Genomic DNA, 20,481 nt, shown 5'->3' on the forward strand with positions numbered 1-20,481 from the left:
CTTATTCGGACTTCCAGGCGAGCAGCGCCTTCAGCGTGCGGCCGACGCGCTCAATCATCGCGGCCCCGCGCGAAGCGTCCCAGCGATAGGGCGGATCCTCGTCCATATAGGCGATCTGCGCTTTTTCAAGTTGCAGCGCATGGAAGCCTTCGGCCGGGCGGCCGTGGCGGCGGGTGATATAGCCGCCCTTGAAACGCCCGTTGAGCACGAGGCTCATACCCGGACCATCCAGTGCCGCGCGCGCGGCTTCGGTCAATCCCGCATCGGCCGAAGCGCCCGACGCGGTGCCGAGATTGAGATCGGGCAAGCGCCCTTCGAAGAAGCGCGGCACCAGCGACGGGATCGAATGCCCGTCCCACAAAATCGCGTAGCCGAATTTGGCTTTGAGGCGCGCAAGCTCGTTTTCCAGCGCGTCGTGATAGGGCTTCCAATCGCGCGCGACGCGTTCTTGGATTTCGGCCGCGTCGGGTTCCTGGCCCGGCTTGTAGACCGGGGCCTTGCCGAAGGAACTGAGCGGGCATAGCTCGGTATTGTCCGCCCCCGGATAAAGCGGCGTGCCGGTCGGATCGCGGTTCAAATCGATCACGTAGCGCGATTGGCGCGCGACGATCAGCCCCGCCCCCAGCGAAGGGGCGGCGGCGTAAAGTTTTTCGACATGCCAATCGGTGTCGGGCAGCGTCAGCGCATGATCGGTCATGCGCTTGGCCAGCGCTTCCGGGATATGCGTGCCGGCATGGGGCACGCTGACCAGCACGGGCGATTTGCCCGGCGTGAAGTCGAAAATCTCGCTCATTCTTCGCCGTTCCTGAACACGCGTTGCGGGCCGGGCCCGCCGATCCAATAGACCAGATCGGCCGGGCGTTCGATATCCCACACGCAGAAATCCGCGGCCTTGCCCGCTTCCAGCGTGCCGCATTCGTTTTGCAGACCCAGCGCCCGCGCCCCTTCGCGCGTATAGCCGGCGATCGCTTCCTCCGGCGTCATGCGGAACACGGTGCAGCCCATATTCAGCACCACGCGCGGATCGAAAGCGGGTGCTGTGCCGGGATTGCAATCGCTCGCGAGAGCCATCCGCACCCCGCCTTTGCGGATCGCGTCGATCGGCGGCAGCTTGGTGTCGCGCAGGAAGTAATAGGCGGCCGGCAGCAGCACGGCGACCGTGCCCGCCATCGCCATGGTCGCGATCCCAGCGTCGTCGAGATGTTCGAGATGATCGGCCGACAACCCGGCATAGGACGCGACCAACGCGGCACCATGCTGGTTGGTGAGCTGTTCGGCATGCAGTTTGACCGGCAGGCCGTGCGCTTTGGCCGCGTCGAACACGGCACGCGTTTCGTCGTTGGTGAAGCCGATCGATTCCGCGAACGCATCGACCGCATCGGCGAGGCCCGAACGCGCGATTTCCGGGATCATGCCGACGACTAGCTTCGCGTATTCGGCTTGTCGGCCGGCATATTCGGGCGGGACGGCATGCAATCCCAAAAACGTCGTGCGCACCCGCACGCCCAAACGTTCGCCCAGCGCCCGCGCGACGGCAAGCTGTTTCATCTCGTTTTCGAGATCGAGCCCGTAGCCCGATTTGATCTCGACGGTCGTGACGCCGCGATCGGCCATATAGTCGAGCCGGCGCGCGGCACTTTCGAACAACTCGTCGAAACTCGCGGCGCGCGTCTTGGCGACGGTCGAGCGGATACCGCCGCCCGCCCGCGCAATTTCCTCGTACGACACGCCGTTGAGGCGCTTCTCGAATTCGTCCGCGCGATCGCCGCCGAACACCAGATGCGTATGGCAATCGACGAAGCCCGGCAGCACCCAGCCGCCGCCCAAATCGACGCGCGTTTCGGCGTCGGGCGCCTCGTCGCGCTTGCCGATCCAGGCAATGCGGCCCTTCTCGACCAGCATCGCGCCATCGGAAATCGTGCCGTATTCGGGGCCCGCGAGTGTCGCGAAATTCGCGTTTTCGTAAAGTGTCGCCATGCCGCGTTTATGCTCCTATAAACGGCGCCAAGAATAGCCCCAGGAACGATGCCCATGCCGACATTTTTCGCCCCCCGCGCCCGCTTGCCCCAAGGCTGGGCCGACGACGTGGTTTTCGACGTCGACGAGGCCGGATACCTCACGAATGTTCAGGCGGGCATGAAGCGCGGCGATGCCGAATTGCTGAACGGCGCCGTCGTCGGCGGGATGGGCGATCTGCATTCGCACGCCTTCCAGCGCGCGATGGCGGGTTTGGGCGAAACCGCACGGCCGGGCGAGGACGATTTCTGGTCGTGGCGCGAGGTGATGTACGCCTTCCTCGCCAAGCTCGGGCCCCGCGAACTCGAAGCGGTCGCGACCCAACTTTACGTCGAACTCGCCAAGCATGGCTTCACCTCGATCGCCGAATTCCATTACGTCCACGCCGATCTGAAGGGTCAGCCTTACGAGACGGTGACGGAGATGTCCGACCGCCTGATCGCCTCGGCCGCGGCGGCCGGGATCGGGATCACGATTCTGCCGGTCGTCTATCGGACCAGCGGTTTCGGCGCCAAGCCGCCGACCGAAGGCCAGAAGCGCTTCACGATTCCCGAGGACACATTCAACGATCTCTACGAACGCCTCGCCCGCCGCCACCGCAACGATCCCAATGTGCGCGTGGGCATCGCGCCGCATTCGCTGCGCGCCGTGCCGCCGGCGGATTTGACGCGCGCGATCGAACTCGCGCGCAAATTCGACAAGACGGCGCCGATCCATATCCATATTTCCGAGCAGCCCAAGGAAGTCGCCGACTGCAAGGCGTGGTCGGGCACAACGCCGATCGATTGGCTCTACGCCAACGCCGCCGTGGACGAGAACTGGTGCCTCGTTCACGCGACGCATGCCACGCCGGGCGAAGTGACCCTCATCGCGAACAGCAAAGCCGTCGCCGGGATCTGCCCGACGACCGAAGCCAATCTCGGCGACGGAATTTTCCCGCTGCCCGAATTCTTCGCCCAAGGCGGGCGCATCGGTGTGGGCACGGATTCGAATGTCTGCACCAGCCCGGTCGAAGAATTGCGCTGGCTGGAATACGGGCTGCGTTTGACGCGCGGCCAACGCAACGTCGTGTCGCGCGCGGTGGGCGGCTCGACCGGCGGCTTCCTGCTCGACCAAGCCGTGATCGGCGGCGCGCAGGCCGGCGGGCGCAAGACCGGCCGTTTGGAAAAGGGCTGGCGCGCCGATTTCGTCGTGCTCGACCGCGACCATGCGGCGTTGACCGGTCGCGACGGCGAACATCTGATCGATTCCTGGCTGTTCGCCGGGAATTCCAATCCGGTGCGCGACGTGGTGATCGGCGGCGACTGGATCGTGCGCGAATTCCATCATCGCCACGAAGATCAGGCCAAGGCCGATTACCTCAAGGCGATGACGAAGCTGCGCGGTTAAGCGGGTACTTCTTCGGGCGCGCGCGGGGCGAGATCGACCGAGACGTCGAGTTCGTGCGCGCCGCCGCCCAGAATGACGCCCCGGATCGGCGAAATATCGGAATAGTCGCGGCCCCAGCCGACCACGACATGCTCGTCCTTCACGACCAGATCGTTGGTCGGATCGACGTCGACCCAGTCCGCACCCGGCACCCACACCGAAACCCAGGCGTGGCTCGCATCGGCGCCGATCCGCCGCTTCTGGCCCGGCGGCGGATAGGTGCGCACATAGCCCGACACGTAGCGCGCGGCGAGGCCCACCGCGCGCAAACACGCGATCATCACATGCGCGAAATCCTGGCACACGCCGCGGCGCAGGCGCATCACCTGCTCGACCGGCGTCGCCACACCCGTGGCGCGCGGATCGAACGCGAAGTCGCGCTTGATGCGCGAATTCAAATCGAGCACGCAGGCGAAGATCGGCCGGGCTTTCGGGAAAGACGGGGCGGCATATTGGCGGATCGTGTCGTCGATCAGCGCCATCGGGGATTCGCGCGTGAATTCCGACACCGCCCATTCGACCGGCAAACCGCCGCCGTCGAGCGCGTCGCGCACGCTTTCCCACGACGGCGTCTTCGCCGCGTCGGGCGGCGGCGGATAGGCGACATCGACCACCGAGCGCGCATCGACGACCAATTCGTCGTGCGGCTCCTCCAGCGAGATGTGGCTGACCTTGTTGCCGAACCAATCGACGCGATCGACGACCCGCAAAGGGGCGGGTGTCGCGATCACGGCGCTGCGCAACACGCGCTGATAGGGCAACTCGCGCGGGGAGAGCCGCAGCGTGTGATAGGACACGTCCACCGCCGAAGCGTAGCGATAGGTCGTCCGGTGCACGACGTCGTAGATCACGCCTGCCCCTCCGGCCCCGCCATTGATTCGTAGCCGATCGCGCGCAACGTCGTGACGTGGCTGAAATAGGCGCGCGTGATCGCCTCGGACAGATCCGACAGCCGCGTCGCCGTGGCGCCCGTCAATTCCTCGAGCGAGGCGACCGCGTCGCGATCGATGATCGACGCCAAGCGCTCGACGTCGAACAACTCGATCGCGGAGATGGCGCCGCGCGCGATCTTCTGCTCGGGCAGCGACAAAGGCCGGCTGGCGCGCTGGGGCAACGCGTCGAGATGCTCGGCGACGGCGCGCAACTGGAACGCCACCGAGCGCGGGTTCGTTTCGTCGCACAGCACGAGATCGACGACGGGAGCGGGCTGGATCGCCGCCATATAGCGCGTGCGATAGGTGATCGAGCTGTCGGCGAGTTCGAGCAGCAAGCGCAGCCACGGCTCGCCGCCTTGGCTGCCCGCCGCCGCGAACACGTCGCGGATCATCGCCGTGCTGTAGACCGCGCGCTCGATGCGCCTTCCGAGATCGAGGAAACGCCAGCCCGAGCCGCGCGTCATGTTCTCGGCCGCCATGCCGTGGAACGCCGCGCACACGCCGATGACGTGATCCACCCCTTCGAATAGCCAATCGACGTCGCCCGTGCGGCTTTCGAGCCGCAGGCGCGCGTCCTTCAGCAGATCGTTGACGACTTTCCACATGTCGCCGGACAAGCGGTCGCGCACCGTCGGCGCGATGCGCTGGATCGCCTGGAACAGGTGCGACACGCCCTGATCGGGGCCGCAGGCATTGGCGATCGCTTCCATCATCGCCCGGCCGTCGGGCATGCCGCTGAAGCGAAGTTCGATCAAGCCGCGCGACGCCAGCATGCGCGCGAGCGCTTGGAATTCCGCGACTTCGCGCGCCGACACGCCGCCGGCGGGGGCGCGCATCAAGCACGCGCGCATCAGCCGCGCGGTGTCGTCCAGGCGTTCGGCGTAGCGGCCGAGCCAGAACAGATTGTCGGCCACGCGGCTTTGCAATTCGCCCGAGGACCGGCGCAGCGGCTCGCGTCCGCTACTGGCGCGCGGCCCCATGGAGAAGTTCTGCGGCTCGCGCACCACGACCCAGGTGTCTTTCGACGCCCCGCCGCGTTGCATGGAAATATCGACGCCGTTGTCGTCGGCGGCGACGCGCGTCATGCCGCCGGGCATCGGCACATAGCCGTCCTCGTGGCGCACGAGGAACGCGCGCAGCATCGTGGGCCGCGGCTGCAAGCCGTTTTGCGACCACACCGGCATCGCCGATTTCTGCAAACGCGTTTGCGCCACGTAGCGCCACGGCCGTTCGGCGATGCGCGCGATCAAGGCTTGGCGCTTGCGCGCGTCGAGCGTGGACGCGTCGGTCGCGGGTTCGGTTTCGCCGCCGAAAGCCGGGCGGATCACGTAATCCTCGATCCGCTTGGCGACATTCGCGAACACGTCGGGCTGGCCCAGCCACCAGGTCTCGATCGAGGCGATGTCGAGTTCCTCGCCCAGCAGCTTGCGCGAGAGGCCGGGCAGGAACGGCAGCAAGGCCGGCGTTTCGACCGCCCCCGCCCCCAGCGCGTTGGCGATCGTGACGTTGCCCGCGCGCACCGCGTCGAGCAGGCCCGCGACGCCGATCGCCGATTCCTGGCGCAGTTCCACCGGGTCGCAGTAATCGGCATCCATGCGGCGCAGGATGACATCGACCTGCTGCAAGCCGCCGAGAGTCTTCAGGTAGCACTTGCCTTCGCGCACGGTGAGATCGGCACCTTCGGCGAGCGTCAAGCCGAGCTGGCGCGCGAGATAGACATGCTCGAAATAGGTTTCGCTATAGGGGCCCGGCGTGAGCAGCACGATGCGCGGGTTCTCGCGATGGCGCGGGGCGAGATTGGCGAGCGCGGTCTGCCACATCTCGAAAAACGGCGCCAAGCGGCGCACATGCGCGGATTGGAACAGCTCGGGCACCGTGCGCATCAGCACGTTGCGGTTTTCGAGCGCGTAGCCCGCCCCCGACGGCGCGTTGATGCGATCGGCGCAGACGCGCCATTTGCCGTCGATCCCGCGCGCGAGATCGGCGGCGTAGAAATGGATGAAGGGCGCGCCGTTCGCCGGCACGATGCCGTGACATTGGCGCAGGAAGCTCGGGTTCGCATGCACCAACGCGGGCGGCAGCAAGCGTTCGGCGAGCAGCGTCTGCGGCCCGTAGAGATCGGCGAGAATTTTCTCGAGCAGCAAAGCGCGCTTGGCGAGCGCGCCTTCGATCTCGTCCCATTCGTCGGCCGGGATCGGCAGCGGGATCAGATCGAATTGCCACGGCCGCGCCGCGCCGTTCGCATCGGCGAAGACGTTATAGGTGACGCCGTTTTCGTCGTATTGCCGGCGCGCGCGTTCCATACGCTCGGCCAAGGCGCCGGGCGGCAAGGTGCGCAACGCGCCCATGATGGATTGCCAGTGGAAGCGGATTTGCCCGCCACCGGTGACCATCTCGTCGTACGGCGATACCGCTATCGCCGCCGGATCCTTGATTGCCGACGAATCGTCCATTCCGCCCCCGGTCGAAGGGCGGAGTGTCGGCGTCATGCCCGTCGAAGGTCAAGCGTCAGCGGGAATTCCGGGTTCGGTTTCGGCGCGCGCGGGGTCATCGGACCCGGCGTATGGCCGAAAGCGAAGAACCGGGCCCGGCGGCGCGCTTCGGCCTCGTTGGCGTTGACCGGGAACTTGTCGTAATTCCGCCCGCCCGGATGGGCCACATGATAGGTGCAGCCGCCCATCGAGCGATTCGACCAGCCATCGACCAGATCGAACACCAAGGGCGCATGCACGCCGATCGTCGGGTGCAGCGCCGAGGCCGGGTTCCACGCGCGGAAGCGCACGCCCGCGACGTACTCGCCCTCGATCCCCGTCGGGTGCAGCGGCACGGCGATGCCGTTGCAGGTCAGCACATGGCGGCTTTCGACCAGATTGCTGACCTTGACCTGCAGGCGTTCGAGCGAGGAGTCGACATAGCGCACCGTGCCGCCGCCGCCCGCTTCCTCGCCCAGCACATGCCAAGGCTCCAGCGCGTGGCGCAGTTCGATGCCCACGTTGCGATAGGCGGCCTCGCCCAGTTTCGGGAACCGGAATTCCCAATGCGGGTCGAACCACGAATCCTCGAAGCCGTAACCTTCGTCGCGCAGCAATTGCACGATGTCCGACAGATCGTCGCGCACGAAATGCGGCAGCAGGAATTTGTCGTGGATCGCGTTGCCCCAGCGGACCAGCTTGGCCGTGTAGGGCTCCTCCCAGAAATGCGCGACCAGCGAGCGCAGCAGCAATTGCTGCACGAGGCTCATGCGGCCATGCGGCGGCATTTCGAAACCGCGCAATTCCACGAGACCGCGCCGCCCGCCCGAATGATCGGGCGAGTAGAGCTTGTCGATGCAGAATTCCGTGCGATGCGTGTTGCCGGTCACGTCGACCAGGATGTTCCGCAGCACGCGGTCGACCATCCAGGGCGGAATGCCCGCCGTGTCCTTCGCGGGCAATTGCGCGAGTGCGAGTTCCAGCTCGTGCGTCTGATCCTGGCGCGCTTCGTCGGCGCGCGGATGCTGCGACGTCGGCCCGATGAAGAGCCCTGAGAACAGATACGACAGCGACGGATGATTGTGCCAGAAGCGCAACATCGAGCCGAGCAGATCGGGCCGGCGCAGCCACGGCGATTCCGGCGCCGAACGCCCGCCGAGCACGAAATGATTGCCCCCGCCCGTGCCGACATGGCGGCCGTCGAGCATGAATTTCTCGGTCGCGAGGCGGCTTTGGCGCGCTTCTTCGTAAAGCGTCGTCGTGCGCTCGACGAGCTCCGGCCAGCTTTCCGCCGGATGCACGTTCACTTCGATCACGCCCGGATCGGGGGTGACCGAGAAACTGTTGAGCCGCGGATCGGAGGGCGGCGAATAGCCTTCGATCAGGATCGGCTGGCCCAGATCGGCGGCCGTATCTTCGATCGCGGCGATGAGGTCGAGATAATCCTCGGTCGTGGGGACCGGCGGCATGAACACATGCAGCAATCCGCCGCGCGGCTCGACGCACAACGCCGTGCGGACCACCCCCGATGCCGAGACTTGCGGCTTCAGCTTTTGGCGATCGTTGCGGCGCAGTTCCTCGATCCGCTTGCGGTCGGGAATCGCTTCGCCGTGCGGGCCCGCCATCATCCCGCCTTGATGCGCGAAGCCTTCGCGGCTCGGCGCGCCGGAAACCAGCGTCGCGCGCTCGCGCGGATCGCGCTTGGGCAGCGGCGGATATTCGTCGAACGGATCGGTTTCCCAATGATAGGGATAATCGACCGGCGCCACCCAGGGCAGCGAATCAAGCGGCAGGCGATAGCCCATCGGCGAATCGCCGGGGATCAGGAACATGTGCTGCGGGCGCACGAACCAGAAGCCCGAGCTCCATTTCTGCCTGTTGCGCTGAACGGGCAGCACGACGCCGACCGGTTCGTCGAGACCCTTTTCGAAAATGCGCGCAAGCCGCGCGCGCTCCTCGGGATCCTTGAGATTCGATTTCAGCGGATCGACGTTGACCGGCAGACGCTGCTCGCGCCACAGGTAGTACCAAGAATCCTCGAACGCGCGATGCACGAACTCCTCGGGCACGCCCAAGCGCTTGCACAAGCGCCGCGCGAAGCGATCGGCATGCTCGAAATTCACGTTCGACTTCATGCCGTCATCGGCGAACAACGCGGGGTCGCGCCAAATCGGCTCGCCGTCGCGCCGCCACCAGCAGCCCAAGGCCCAGCGCGGCAGGCTTTCGCCCGGATACCATTTGCCCTGGCCGAAATGCAGCAACGCGCCCGGCGACCACAGCTTCTGCAAGCGCTTCAACAACGTGCCCGCGAGGCGACGCTTCGTCGGCCCCAAGGCACCGGTGTTCCATTCCTCGCCGTCCATGTCGTCGATCGACACGAAGGTCGGCTCGCCGCCCATGGTCAGGCGCACATCGCCCTTCGCCAAATGGCCGTCGACGACATGGCCGAGCTTTTCGATCTTCGCCCATTCTTCGTCGGTATAGGGCTTCGTCACACGCGCGCTTTCGGCGATGCGCGTCACGTACATCTCATGGCCGAATTTAACTTCGGCCTTTTCATGCGCGCCTTCGACCGGCGCGGCCGATTGCGGGGCCGGCGTGGCCGCCAGCGGAATATGGCCCTCGCCGGTCATCAAGCCGGATGTCGGATCGAAGCCGATCCAGCCGGCACCGGGCAGATAGACTTCCGTCCAGGCATGCAGATCGGTGAAATCATGCGTGGTGCCCGACGGACCGTCGAGCGCCTTCTGGTCCGCGACGAGCTGGATCAGATAGCCCGAGACGAAACGCGCGGCGAAGCCCAGATGACGCAGGATCTGGACGAACAGCCAGCCGGAATCGCGGCACGAACCCTTGGCGCTGCCCAGCGTCTGTTCGCAAGTCTGGACGCCCGGCTCCATGCGAATGATGTAGCCGATATCCTGTTGCAGGCGTTGGTTGAGCCCGACCAGGAAATCGATCGTGCGTTGTTCGGTCCGGTCGACCTTGGCCAGCCACGCTTTCAGCAGCGGGCCGGCGGGTTCGGGCTTACGGAACGGGGCCAGATCCTCCAGCAGCCCGTCCTCGTACGCGAAGGGCCATTTTTCCGCGTAGGGTTCGAGGAAGAAATCGAACGGATTGACCACCGCCATGTCGGCGACGAGATCGACCGACACGGTAAAACGGTCGGTCTTCTCGGGAAACACGAGCCGCGCCAGCCAATTGCCGTGCGGGTCCTGCTGCCAGTTGATGAAATGGGTCGACGGCTCGATCTTAAGCGAATAGGAAAGCACCGGCGTGCGGGAATGGGCCGCGGGCCGCAAACGCACGACCTGGGGCCCCAACGTGATCGGGCGGTCGTAGAAGTAAGACGTGCGATGGTGGAGCGCCACGTGGAGAGTCATGGAACCGGCCCTGGGATGCGCAGGTGTGAAAAGCGACGCGTTGTCGGCACGTTGGCCCGGAATCCGGGCGTGCGCAAGGCTCTGCAAGCCGCGTTCCAGGACGACGGCCAATTCCACCGGGGGACGATGACGAAATGACGTTGCGCCCCCCAATGTGGCTGCTGATCACGATCAGCGCCGTCGGCCCGTTTTCGCTGAACGCCTTCATCCCGTCGCTGCCGCGCCTGGCGGACGTGTTCGCCACCGATTACGGCACCGCCCAGCTCGCTTTGACGCTGTTCCTGGCCGGGATCGGGGTGGGCCAGCTGATCTACGGGCCGCTTTCCGATCGCTATGGCCGCCGGCCGGTGCTGTTGGCGGGGCTGGGCCTGGGCTTCGCGGGCAGCGTCGTGTGCCTGTTCGCCCCGACGATCGAAGTGCTGTTGGCGGGCCGCGTCGCGCAAGCGCTGGGCAGTTGCTCGGGTCTCGTGCTCGCGCGCGCGATGGTGCGCGATCTTTACAGCCGCGACCAATCGGCCAGCACGCTCGGCTACGTGACGATGGGCATGGCGATGATGCCGATGGTCGCCCCCGGCATCGGCGGCTTGCTCGACCAGACCTATGGCTGGCGCGCGAGTTTCGTGGCGATGATCGCGTTCGGCGGCTTCGCCTTTTTCGCCGCGCGCGCGCGCGGCTACGAAACCAACCATTCGCCGCTCTCGCATATCGATTTCACGACGCTGACGCGCGGCTGGATCGCGTTGATGCGGTCGCACGCTTTCCTCGGCTACACGCTGGCGATCAGCTTCAACTCGATCCAATTCTTCGGATTCCTCGCGACGGCCCCCTATCTGATGGTCGGCGTGCTCGGCCGCCCGCCCGCCGAATACGGGCTGTGGTTCGCGTTCTGCGCCATCTCCTATGCCTGCGGCAATTTCGTCGCCGGGCGCTGGTCGGCGAGGATCGGTCTCGACCGCCTCGCTTATTGGGGATTGCTGGCCGCGATGTTGCCCTGCGTGCTGCTCGTGGCGCTGCACGTCACGCAAGGCCTGACGCCGCTGGGCATTTTCGGGCCGTTCTTCCTGCTCGGCTTTTCCAACGGCGCCACGCAGCCCAATCTGATCGCGGGGGCCGTATCGGTGAACCCGGCCCTCGCGGGATCGGCCTCGGGCCTGCTCGGCTTCACCCAAATGGCGATGGGCGCCGTCGCCACGGTCGTGATGGGCCATTCGCAGGACGGCTCGCTGCTGCCGATGGCGATCCTGTTCTTCCTCTGCTCGATCGGCGCGCTCGCGTCGCATCGCTTGGCGATGCGACGGCACGCGGGTTGACGCGACATCATGGGCTGGCTCGCGGCGATCGGTGCGGCGGCTTGCCTCTACGCGGCGGCGGTCGCGTATATGTATTTCGGACAGCGCGGCTTTCTTTATCACCCGTCGTCCAAGCCCGCCGACGAAGCCGCCTTGCGCGCGGCGGGCTATTCGCCCTTCGCCGTGCCGAGCACGGAGGGGCTGACGCTGACCGCGTGGCGACGCCAAGGTGATGCGGACAAACCGGTGATCGTGCTGTTCCACGGCAATGCGGGCGACGCGAGCCACCGCATCGACATCGCCGAACAAGCCGCACGCCACGGCTACGGCATCGTACTTGCGACCTATCGCGGCTTCGGCGGCAATCCGGGCAAACCGACCGAGGAAGGGCTATACGCCGATGCGCGCGCCACGCTGGATGCCGCCGGTGCCGGCCCGTTCGTGCTGTGGGGCGAAAGTCTGGGCACCGGTGTCGCCACCAAGATGGCGAACGAGCGCCGCGTGCTCGGCGTGATCCTGCAATCGCCTTATATCTCCGTCGCCGAACGCGCGGGCGAGATGTTCTTTTGGCTGCCCGCACGGCGCTTGGTGACCGACCGTTTCGATTCCGCGTCGCGGGTCGCGACCATCGCCGCACCCTTGCTGGTCGTCCACGGCGCACGCGACACGCTTATTCCCATCGCGCATGGCCGGATCCTCTTCGACGCCGCCAAGCCCCCGAAAACCTTCGTAGAACTGCCCGATCGCGGCCATGGCGATATGGCCGGTCCGGAATTCGAAGCGGGCCTGGTCGAATTCCTGGGATCGCTTGCGCTTTCGCGCCCGGCGCCATAAACATCGGACATGGCCGACGCTCAACCCGCGAAACCCGCCGCCCCCGCACCCGCCGCCAAGTTGGACGAGCGGCGGAAGATGGAACTTCAGAACACGCTGAATCGCATCAGCATCATCGCGGGTATTTTCGACACGCGCATGGGCTCGGTGAACTGCAAGCCGTTCCACGCGATCCGCGAGCTGATGGACATCTATATCGCCGGCGCCATCCGCGCGCTGTCGGGCGGGCGCGATTATCTCGACAACGGGATCGAGCTGAAGGACGAAGAGCGCGCCAGCGTCGAAACGCTGATCCTCAAAATCTACGGCGACGTCGCCAAAAAGGAAGCGCCGGCCGAAAAGGCCTGACGCGCATCTATCGGGCGCGCACGCGCCACACGCGGCAATTCGTCATGCTCTGGTGTTCGAACACGTAGAGCGTGCCCGGCCGCGACACATTCCGGAAATCGGCGAGATCGTTCGAGCCCGCTTGCGCGGCGCCGTAAGTCTGGCCCGCGAGTACCACCGTCGCGCGATGCTGTTCGAACTGACCGAAATCGCGTTTGCGGCATTCGGCCGACGCGCGCGCGTCGAAAGTGCCGAGTTCGGAAAGCGGCTTGGGGCTGCGCAGCAGCACGGGGCGCGGGCGCGCTTGTTCGGGAATGCGCTGCGCTTCGATATTGGGCCGCACGCCGGTATCGAATGGCGGCACCAGATGCCCGTCGCGCGTGCGCGAAAGATCGGTCGCCGCCGCGGGCGGAGCGGCGGCGGCGAATACGAGGGCGGCAAGGATCGAAACGCGGCGCATCGCCCAACTCTATGCGATCGGCCGCCGATCTCCTAAAGTTGGGCCATGGACGGCATCGATATCCGCCCCGGCATGCGCTTCGCGAGCCAGCAGACCTATGAATGGGAAGTGGCCGAACTGGTCACCGACGGCGTGTCCGTGCCCCATGCGCGACTGCGCGCCCTTTACGATCCCGACGTGACGCGGCTGGTCGCCTGCGCCGTTCTGGCCAATCCCGCCCGATTCAAGCCTTTGAATTCCTGAGATTTTCAAGCCCGTTCCGGGAGGGGGATTGACTCCGGCCATTTACTACGTATTTTAATAAATATTGATTAGACTTGCGGAGAATCCCGTGTCTTTCGCCGCGGACAGCACATTTCAGCAGGGGGCCGAACTGGGCGAGCGCCGCTATTTGGTGGCGACGCTGCTGATCGATGCGTGGCTGCCGCGCGCGATGGAACGCGATCTCGCCGCCGCCGAACGCAAGGCGATGTATTGGAGCGAGATCTACGGGCCGCGCCGCACGCGCATTTCCGAAATCTTCGTGCCCGGGGCGACAAGCGGCCCGCGCGTGGCGACGGCACCGCCGCCCCCGCCGCCGCAACCCAAGCCGCGACCGCAAGCGATGCCGCGCGAAACGGTCGAACCCGAAAAACCGCGCCCGCGCGAAACGCGGCGCGGCGGCGTGCTGGCACTGCTCGATCGGCCGATCGATCCCGCCTATGCCAAGGCGATGTGCGATCTGTTCTTGCTCTATATCGCGAGCAAATTGCTGGAGCGGATGTTCGGCACGTTACCGATCTGAGGCGCGGCCGCAACCGCGCCCCAGACCGGTCGCGCTTACGCTTGCATCAACAAGCCGAGAAGCCGCTTCTGCAGATCGTCCGAATTCGACGACGTATCGTTCGAATTCGAGAACCACGACGCGAAATCCGGCTGCGTCAAGTTCTGCGCCTGGCTGTAGGCCTGCGACATGCGCTCGTGCACGCGATTCGCGAAATTCTCGCGCATCGTTTTGTCGAACGTCGCGAACTCCGCCGACGACAGCTTGCCGTCGCCGTCGGCGTCGGCGGAAGCGAAGGCTTCCTCGGCCTTCTCGGCGCCCTTGCCCGATTTCGGGCCATGCGCCTCGCCGAACGCCTTCAGCTCGTCCGCGCTGACCGCGCCGTCGCCGTCGGTATCCATCTCCGACATCATGTCGGCGGCGGATCTGCCTTCACCCGGCGGGCGCGGCGGCGGACCGAAAGCGCCTTGGGCGCCGCCGGATTCCTGCGCGCCCAGCAGCGCCGACTGCATTTGCGCCGACAGGCTGTCGGCGAAGGATTTGAGTTCGGTTTTGGACACCGAACCATCGCCGTCGGAATCGATCGACGAGAACAAATCCTCGAGGCTGGCACCCGCTTTCGACTCTTCGGTCGACGGGCTCGAAGACCGTGTTTGGAAATAGGACGAAACGCTCGAATAGCTGCTGTATCCGGAAATCGACGTCATTGAACAATCCTTCCCGTTGAAAAACGGCGCCACGAACGCGCCGCAAAGGAAGGAAATTCAATGCCCGTGCCCGGCAACGAAATGTACGGGCCGGAATTCCGCGAACGATTTCGGGAGAAGGCGTTACGTAGCGTTACGTCGCGCGCGGCAAGCGCGATGCTTGCGGCAAAACCTGCCGAGGGAAATCTGCCGCGTCAGATCAGCAGGTCGATACCTTTGATCTGAGTGATATCGCCGTCGAGGCCGCCGGTGCCCGCTTGCATCAGCTGCACGGCCACGTTCGTCGATCCGTCGCCGTTCTCCGCCGCGTCGGCGGCGGCCAGGAAACGCTGGATGTAGCGGTCGACGTATTTCTCGTCCTTGGCTTTCGACACGTCGAATTGCCGGCCGAAGACCTGGGCTTGCGTCTCCACGCTTTGCACCGCCGTCTCCAGCGGAATGTTGCCGACCTTGGTGACGACGGCGCGCAATGTGTTGTCGCCGAGCACGGAGTAGATGTCGCTGATCGAACCGATATTGTTTTTGAAATACTGCGCCTGGCGCAACGCGGTGTTCCGATTACCGAGATCGATCTCGTAGCTCGCCTTTTCGTAGCGCGCCTCGGTGCCGCTGATGAAGGAATCGCTTTGGATGCTGGAAAGGCCGCCGGCTTTGAAATTCAGCGCCTGCGCCAACTGCTGGAAGCGCGAATCCGACATGCGGTTGGCCAGCGAATTGGTGTCGGTCAAATCGGATTCGGCGACCTTGCGCAGCTTGCCGGTATTGCCGATTTCCGATTCCAACCCGTAGGCGGTCAGGATGTAGTTCAGCAGCTTGTAATTTTTCGGCTCGAACAGCTCGTCCGTGCTTTTCAGTTTCGCGACCGACGATTCGAAATTCGCGTTGGCCGCGTCGATCGTCTTCTGGTTCTGCTTCACATAGCGCGCGATACGTTCGTCCTGCGACGTCTTGGACATCTGATACCAGGACGTCAGCGCCGAACCGCTCGATGAAATGGAATAGGTCATGAAATACGCCCTTCTGGCCGGAACGATGTTCGATTGAAATTTACGCCCGCGCGCGGCCGCCCGAACGTGACGAAACGTAAACGCGAAAGCGCAATCGAATCGGACGGTTACGCTTCGTTACCCCGTGCGGCTTGGCACGCGGCGCGTTTGGTCGCCACATTCCGGCGATGATGACCCCCTCCGAACGCCACGTTTTGCTGGTCGACGACGATCCCGAAATTCGCCGCCTGACCGAGCAACTCCTTCTCGAAGCCGGCCTAAAAGTGACGTCTCTCGCCGGTTCCGCCGGTGCCGTGCGCCACGCCGCGTCCGGCCGCTTCGATCTCGTGCTGCTCGACGTGATGATGCCGGGCGAAGACGGCTTCTCCGTCTGCCGTAAGATCCGCGCGGTCTCGCGCATTCCGATCGTGATGCTGACCGCGCGCGCGGAAGAAACGGACCGCGTCGTGGGATTGGAGATCGGCGCCGACGACTACATCGTCAAACCGTTCTCGCCGCGCGAACTGGTCGCGCGCGTGCGCGCACGCCTGCGCCGCACGGGCGACGGCGAATTGGCGCAAGCCAAACCCAAGCACGACCGCCTGGGCTTCGACGGCTGGGTCGTCGATTTGGTGCGCCGCGAGTTGCGCGCACCCGATGCGTCGCTCGTTTCGTTGACGGCGGCGGAATTCGATCTGCTGGTGGCGCTGGCCGAGCGTGCGCGCCGCGTCGTTTCGCGCGACGAATTGTCGGAAATCCTGCACGGCCGCACGCCCCACCCGCTCGACCGATCGATCGACGTCGCGGTGAGCCGCCTGCGCCGCAAGATCGAGCATTCGCCCGACGAGCCGCGCTATGTGCGCACGGTGCGCAACGGCGGCTACGTCTTCGCGGTGGAGGTCGAGAACGGCGCCGCGCATCCAGCGGAACCGTCGGCTTGATCGGCCGCCTGATTCCGCGCGGCATCGTCCCGCAAACCGTGTTGTTCGCGGTCGGCTTGCTGGCCGTGGTCCAGGTCGGCTCGATTGCGATTTTCGAAGCCATGCGGCCGACGAATTTCACGCTGTTCGAAACCGGATGGCTGGAGGAGCATCTGCCCGAACTCGCCGCCGGTGCGCTGGCGCAGCCGCCCGGCGAACGCTTGGGCTGGCTGCGCGCGCGGCCGGAAGCGCAATGGCTCAACGCCGCGCGCGACGATGCGGCGCCGATCGACACCCAATCCGCGAGTTGCGCCGCGTTGCGCGATCTCGAAGCGCGGCTGGCGCGCGAGACCGGCACGCGAGCCATCCTCGATATCGGCCGGCCGCGCGGTCCCGGACGGCCGGGACCGGGACCGCTGCGCGTGCTGCGGGCCGGCGCGCTCGAACCCGACACGGCGCCGCCGGACGATTGCCGTCCCACGCCGTATTTCAGCCTGGTGTTGCGCGAACCCGAAGGCACGTGGCTGCGCATCGAGCCGCCGCGCCCGCTGATGTTGGGGCCGGGCCTGTCGTTTCTGATCGGCTGGCTTGCCATGCTGTTGATCGCGTCGATCGCCGTCGCGTGGCTGGGCTTCCGGCGCTTGGTGCTGCCGTTGACCGCACTCGCCGCAGCGGCCGAGCGCTTCGGGCGCGGGCCCGACGCGCCCGGCTTGCCGCGCCCCCCCGCCTTACCCCGTAGCGGCCCGCGCGAAATCGTCGCCATCTCCACGCGCTTCGATGCGATGCGCGAGCGCATTTCGCGCTTCATCGCCGAGCGTGCCGCGATGCTCGCCGCGATCGGCCACGATCTGCGCACGCCGCTCACCCGCATGCGCCTGCGCGTGGAGCGCGTCGCCGATCCGGAGCTACGCGCCCAGTTGTCGCGCGACGTGGACGAGTTGGAAACGCTCGCGCGCGAAACGCGCGACTTCTCCGCCGTCGCCCAAGCGCGCGGCGCCGACGACAAGGTCGATCTCGCCAGCCTCGCCCAGACCATCGCCGACGCCCATGCCGATCGCGGCGACGAGGTCGTCTATCACGGGCCGCGCCACGCGCCCGTGCGCGGCCGGCCCGATGCCTTACGCCGTGCGATCGAGAACCTCGTCGCCAACGCGCTGCGCTATGCAGGTCACGCCACATTGCGGCTTGCCGACGGCGACGGCGAACTGCGCTTGTCGATCGACGATTCCGGCCCCGGCGTGCCGGCGGCGGAGATCGAGCGCGTGTTCGAACCCTTCGTCCGGCTGGAGGAAAGCCGCAATCGCGACACCGGGGGCACCGGGCTTGGCCTTGCCATTGCGCGCGACCTTGTCCGCGGGCACGGCGGGGAAATAAAGCTGGAGAACCGGCGCGAAGGCGGGCTGCGCGCCACGATCGTGCTGCCGAAATCGGCTTGAACGCGCTTTTGCCAAAGCCGCGATAAGGGGTTAGGTTCGGCGCCCGTTGCGAGCAAGTCTCATTTGCGCCGATGACCGATACCGCCCTGCCCACTTCGAACGCGCCCGCCCGGCTATCACCCGTCAAACGGCTGAGCTGGCCCGGCACGGTCGCGTTGTTCGTCGCGGCGACGATCGCGTTGCCGATCGTCGTGGTGGCGCTGTCGGTGTTCCAGCCCGATCGCGGTGCGTGGGCGCATCTATGGTCGACGACGCTGCCGCGCATCCTCGCCAATACCGGCATGATGATGTTCTACGTGTCGGTCCTCACGGGCGTCGCCGGCGTCGCCACCGCGTGGTTCGTGACGATGTGCCGTTTTCCCGGCAGCCGCGTTCTGGAACTCGCGTTGCTGCTGCCCTTCGCGATGCCCGGCTACATCATCGGCTACGCCTATAACGATTTCCTGCAATTCGCCGGGCCGCTGCAATCGGCGATGCGTGCCGCGTTCGGCTGGTCGCGCGGCGAATACTGGTTCCCGGAATTCCAGAGCCCCGGCGGCGTGTCGTTCATGCTGGCGATCGTCTTCTATCCTTACGTCTATTTGCTGGCGCGCGCGGCATTCCTCGAACAATCGGTCTGCGTGCTGGAAGCCAGCCGCATGCTCGGCCGCAACGCCTGGGGCGCCTTTTTCCGCGTGGCATTGCCGCTGGCGCGTCCCGCGATCGCGGCGGGGGTGGCACTCGCGTTGATGGAAGCGCTCGCCGATTTCGGCACGGTCCAGTATTTCGGCGTCGAAACCTTCACGACCGCGATCTACCGGACTTGGATCGGCATGGACAACCGCATCGCGTCGCTGCAATTGGCGACGGCGCTGCTGGGCGTCGTGCTGGCGCTGCTGGTTTTCGAACGCGCCTCGCGCGGGGCCGCGCGCTATCACCACACGACGCGCCGCTATCGCCCGCTATCGCCGATCCGCCTGACCGGCTGGCGCGCCGTCGCGGCTTTCGCCGTGTGCGCGACGCCCGTTTTCCTCGGCTTCGTGCTGCCTTTCGTCATCCTGGCGCGCATGGCGATCCGGGTCGGCGATCCGTTCTGGGGCCCGCGCTATATCGACTATGTCGTGAACTCGCTGACGCTCGCGGCGATCGCGGTCGTGGCGATCGTCGGCACCGCCCTGGCACTCGCCTATGCGCAGCGCCGCGTGCGCGGCGCGTTCGTATCGGGTGCCGTGCGCATCGCCTCGCTCGGCTACGCGATCCCGGGCTCGGTCATCGCCGTGGGCGTGCTGGTCCCGCTCGCGGCGTTCGACAACACGCTCGACGCGTTCATGCGCGCGACGTTCGGCATTTCCACCGGCCTGTTGCTGTCGGGTACGGTGCTGGCGCTGATCTACGCCTATTCCGTGCGCTTCCTCGCAGTCGCGATGGGTACGGTCGAGGCGGGCATGGGCAAGATCGCGCGCACGATGGACGAAGCGGCGGCGACGCTGGGCGCCGGGCCCACGCGCATTCTCGCGCGCGTGCATGCCCCCCTGATGTGGGGCTCGACTTTGACGGCCGCCACGCTCGTCTTCGTCGACGTGCTCAAGGAATTGCCCGCGACGATGATCGTGCGGCCTTTCGGCTTCGAGACGCTGGCCGCGCGCGTCTACCAGCTCGCCTCGGACGAGCGCATCGAACAAGCCTCGACCGGCGCCATCGCCATCGTCGCGGTCGGATTGCTGCCGGTGGCGCTGCTATCCTGGATGATCGTCCGCGCCCGGCCGGGATCGACTAACGCGTGACGTCGACGACCTGGCGCGGATTGCCGATCGCCGGGTGCCACGACCAGCCGAGATCGGTCGAGTAATTGCGCTCCGCGCGCTCCAGGCAGAACCACAACGGCGGCGTGGCGATTTCGCGCCCGTCCTGCACCATGCGGCCTTCGGATTTGCAGCGCGTGACGATCGTATAGCCCTTGCAGCCGTGCTTCATCTGCAGGCCGGGGCAATCGTCCGACGGTTCGCCGACTTCGAAACTCTCCTCCACCGTCCAGCGCCCGAAACGCTGCGCCAAATTCGGCCGGTTGCCGGGGAAATACCAGCCTTCCTGAAGGATGTATTTGACCGTCAGCGTGTTGCCGGTCGTGAGCGGAAACAGCGAACCCTTGGCGCTTTCGAACCGCAGGATCCAGGTCGCGCGGTCGGAAAGCGCGGGCATTTGCGCCGTATCGGTGCGCGCGAGGAACAACAACCCGTCCAGCGCCACGGCGAATTGCCGCTCCGCCTTGCCCGCGACCGAACCCAGCGATTGCTCGATGCGCGTGATGCCCTTCTCGTGCCCGACCAGCGTCAAACGATTCTCGGACGAGCCGATGCGATCGTAGCTGATCGACGCGAAATTCGGCTTGGGCGCCTCGGCCAGCGGCGGCACTTGCTCGACGAATTCGCGCGCCATGCCGGTCAGGCCCGGCACGCCGAAGCTCGCGACGAAAGCTTGGGGCGATTGCCCTTGCGCCGCGACGGGCGCGGCGAGGATCGACAACAGCAAAGCGAGGCGAGCGCGCAT

At 66.0% G+C, this 20,481-nt stretch carries 18 protein-coding genes; 9 read left to right on the forward strand and 9 right to left on the reverse strand.

Annotated features, from left to right (window positions below; genetic code table 11):
* Position 1: 1 nt before the first annotated feature.
* Positions 2-793 carry an N-formylglutamate deformylase gene (hutG, locus tag J0H39_14390; GenBank protein ID MBN9497941.1) on the reverse strand — a complete coding sequence of 264 codons (792 nt, stop codon included), beginning with the start codon at positions 791-793 and terminating at the stop codon, positions 2-4.
* Positions 790-1,977, reverse strand: coding sequence for an imidazolonepropionase (locus tag J0H39_14395; protein ID MBN9497942.1), 1,188 nt, complete (start codon positions 1,975-1,977; stop codon positions 790-792). The genes hutG and J0H39_14395 overlap by 4 nt, the downstream gene beginning before the upstream one ends.
* 54 nt (positions 1,978-2,031) lie before the next feature.
* Here J0H39_14395 and J0H39_14400 point away from each other — a divergent pair, with 54 nt between their 5' ends.
* Positions 2,032-3,405, forward strand: coding sequence for a formimidoylglutamate deiminase (locus J0H39_14400; protein MBN9497943.1), 1,374 nt, complete (start codon positions 2,032-2,034; stop codon positions 3,403-3,405).
* On the opposite strand, the gene J0H39_14405 is transcribed toward J0H39_14400, so the two are convergent.
* Genes J0H39_14405 through J0H39_14415 form a run of 3 tightly spaced genes read right to left on the reverse strand, consistent with a single transcriptional unit; the run spans position 3,402 to position 10,233 of the window.
* Positions 3,402-4,295 carry a transglutaminase family protein gene (locus J0H39_14405; GenBank protein ID MBN9497944.1) on the reverse strand — a complete coding sequence of 298 codons (894 nt, stop codon included), beginning with the start codon at positions 4,293-4,295 and terminating at the stop codon, positions 3,402-3,404. The genes J0H39_14400 and J0H39_14405 overlap by 4 nt on opposite strands.
* Positions 4,292-6,832, reverse strand: a complete 2,541-nt coding sequence (locus J0H39_14410; protein ID MBN9497945.1) for a circularly permuted type 2 ATP-grasp protein — start codon at positions 6,830-6,832, stop codon at positions 4,292-4,294. Before J0H39_14410 ends, J0H39_14405 begins: the two co-directional genes overlap by 4 nt.
* 32 nt (positions 6,833-6,864) lie before the next feature.
* Positions 6,865-10,233, reverse strand: a complete 3,369-nt coding sequence (locus tag J0H39_14415) for a transglutaminase family protein (GenBank protein ID MBN9497946.1) — start codon at positions 10,231-10,233, stop codon at positions 6,865-6,867.
* Between the two features lie 134 nt (positions 10,234-10,367).
* On the opposite strand from J0H39_14415, the gene J0H39_14420 reads away from it, so the two are divergent.
* The 3 genes from J0H39_14420 to J0H39_14430 are packed head-to-tail and all read left to right on the forward strand — an operon-like array spanning position 10,368 to position 12,704.
* The gene (locus J0H39_14420; protein MBN9497947.1) at positions 10,368-11,543 is read left to right on the forward strand and encodes a multidrug effflux MFS transporter; all 1,176 of its coding nucleotides are present in this window, start codon (positions 10,368-10,370) and stop codon (positions 11,541-11,543) included.
* Positions 11,544-11,552: 9 nt separating this feature from the next.
* Positions 11,553-12,356 (forward strand): alpha/beta hydrolase, encoded by an 804-nt coding sequence (locus J0H39_14425; GenBank protein ID MBN9497948.1) that lies wholly within the window; start codon positions 11,553-11,555, stop codon positions 12,354-12,356.
* 9 nt (positions 12,357-12,365) lie between these two features.
* Complete coding sequence (locus tag J0H39_14430) at positions 12,366-12,704, forward strand: hypothetical protein (protein MBN9497949.1); 339 nt, start codon at positions 12,366-12,368, stop codon at positions 12,702-12,704.
* A 7-nt stretch (positions 12,705-12,711) separates the two neighbouring features.
* Here J0H39_14430 and J0H39_14435 read toward each other — a convergent pair whose 3' ends face one another.
* Entirely contained in the window at positions 12,712-13,143 is a 432-nt protein-coding gene (locus J0H39_14435) for a hypothetical protein (GenBank protein ID MBN9497950.1), read from the reverse strand.
* Between the two features lie 45 nt (positions 13,144-13,188).
* On the opposite strand from J0H39_14435, the gene J0H39_14440 reads away from it, so the two are divergent.
* Complete coding sequence (locus J0H39_14440) at positions 13,189-13,386, forward strand: hypothetical protein (GenBank protein ID MBN9497951.1); 198 nt, start codon at positions 13,189-13,191, stop codon at positions 13,384-13,386.
* Between the two features lie 88 nt (positions 13,387-13,474).
* Positions 13,475-13,927, forward strand: a complete 453-nt coding sequence (locus J0H39_14445) for a hypothetical protein (GenBank protein ID MBN9497952.1) — start codon at positions 13,475-13,477, stop codon at positions 13,925-13,927.
* 35 nt (positions 13,928-13,962) lie between these two features.
* Here the strand turns inward: J0H39_14445 and J0H39_14450 are convergent, their stop codons facing one another.
* Both J0H39_14450 and J0H39_14455 read right to left on the reverse strand, forming a co-directional pair.
* Positions 13,963-14,613, reverse strand: a complete 651-nt coding sequence (locus J0H39_14450) for an EF-hand domain-containing protein (GenBank protein ID MBN9497953.1) — start codon at positions 14,611-14,613, stop codon at positions 13,963-13,965.
* Between the two features lie 194 nt (positions 14,614-14,807).
* Positions 14,808-15,620 carry a DUF1217 domain-containing protein gene (locus J0H39_14455; protein ID MBN9497954.1) on the reverse strand — a complete coding sequence of 271 codons (813 nt, stop codon included), beginning with the start codon at positions 15,618-15,620 and terminating at the stop codon, positions 14,808-14,810.
* A 170-nt stretch (positions 15,621-15,790) separates the two neighbouring features.
* On the opposite strand from J0H39_14455, the gene J0H39_14460 reads away from it, so the two are divergent.
* The 3 genes from J0H39_14460 to J0H39_14470 all read left to right on the forward strand — a co-directional run bounded on the left by J0H39_14460 (position 15,791) and on the right by J0H39_14470 (position 19,718).
* A complete protein-coding gene (locus J0H39_14460; protein ID MBN9497955.1) occupies positions 15,791-16,540 on the forward strand; it encodes a response regulator transcription factor in 750 nt (249 codons plus the stop codon).
* Positions 16,537-17,955, forward strand: a complete 1,419-nt coding sequence (locus J0H39_14465; GenBank protein MBN9497956.1) for a two-component sensor histidine kinase — start codon at positions 16,537-16,539, stop codon at positions 17,953-17,955. Before J0H39_14460 ends, J0H39_14465 begins: the two co-directional genes overlap by 4 nt.
* 131 nt (positions 17,956-18,086) lie before the next feature.
* Positions 18,087-19,718: an iron ABC transporter permease gene (locus tag J0H39_14470; protein MBN9497957.1), complete on the forward strand. Its 1,632-nt coding sequence runs from the start codon at positions 18,087-18,089 to the stop codon at positions 19,716-19,718.
* Here the strand turns inward: J0H39_14470 and J0H39_14475 are convergent.
* Entirely contained in the window at positions 19,708-20,481 is a 774-nt protein-coding gene (locus J0H39_14475) for a hypothetical protein (GenBank protein MBN9497958.1), read from the reverse strand. The genes J0H39_14470 and J0H39_14475 overlap by 11 nt on opposite strands.

This window comes from Alphaproteobacteria bacterium, assembly GCA_017308135.1.
Taxonomy (GTDB): Bacteria; Pseudomonadota; Alphaproteobacteria; order CACIAM-22H2; family CACIAM-22H2; genus Tagaea.

Excerpts from the sequence above, each read along its gene's own strand:
- J0H39_14395 (MBN9497942.1), bottom strand. The coding sequence starts at position 1,977 with ATGGCGACACTTTACGAAAACGCGAATTTCGCGACACTCGCGGGCCCC.
- J0H39_14430 (MBN9497949.1), top strand. The coding sequence starts at position 12,366 with ATGGCCGACGCTCAACCCGCGAAACCCGCCGCCCCCGCACCCGCCGCC.
- hutG (MBN9497941.1), bottom strand. The coding sequence starts at position 793 with ATGAGCGAGATTTTCGACTTCACGCCGGGCAAATCGCCCGTGCTGGTC.
- J0H39_14420 (MBN9497947.1), top strand. The coding sequence starts at position 10,368 with ATGACGTTGCGCCCCCCAATGTGGCTGCTGATCACGATCAGCGCCGTC.
- J0H39_14450 (MBN9497953.1), bottom strand. The coding sequence starts at position 14,613 with ATGACGTCGATTTCCGGATACAGCAGCTATTCGAGCGTTTCGTCCTAT.
- J0H39_14455 (MBN9497954.1), bottom strand. The coding sequence starts at position 15,620 with ATGACCTATTCCATTTCATCGAGCGGTTCGGCGCTGACGTCCTGGTAT.
- J0H39_14400 (MBN9497943.1), top strand. The coding sequence starts at position 2,032 with ATGCCGACATTTTTCGCCCCCCGCGCCCGCTTGCCCCAAGGCTGGGCC.
- J0H39_14410 (MBN9497945.1), bottom strand. The coding sequence starts at position 6,832 with ATGGACGATTCGTCGGCAATCAAGGATCCGGCGGCGATAGCGGTATCG.
- J0H39_14475 (MBN9497958.1), bottom strand. The coding sequence starts at position 20,481 with ATGCGCGCTCGCCTCGCTTTGCTGTTGTCGATCCTCGCCGCGCCCGTC.
- J0H39_14440 (MBN9497951.1), top strand. The coding sequence starts at position 13,189 with ATGGACGGCATCGATATCCGCCCCGGCATGCGCTTCGCGAGCCAGCAG.
- J0H39_14460 (MBN9497955.1), top strand. The coding sequence starts at position 15,791 with ATGACCCCCTCCGAACGCCACGTTTTGCTGGTCGACGACGATCCCGAA.
- J0H39_14415 (MBN9497946.1), bottom strand. The coding sequence starts at position 10,233 with ATGACTCTCCACGTGGCGCTCCACCATCGCACGTCTTACTTCTACGAC.
- J0H39_14425 (MBN9497948.1), top strand. The coding sequence starts at position 11,553 with ATGGGCTGGCTCGCGGCGATCGGTGCGGCGGCTTGCCTCTACGCGGCG.
- J0H39_14435 (MBN9497950.1), bottom strand. The coding sequence starts at position 13,143 with ATGCGCCGCGTTTCGATCCTTGCCGCCCTCGTATTCGCCGCCGCCGCT.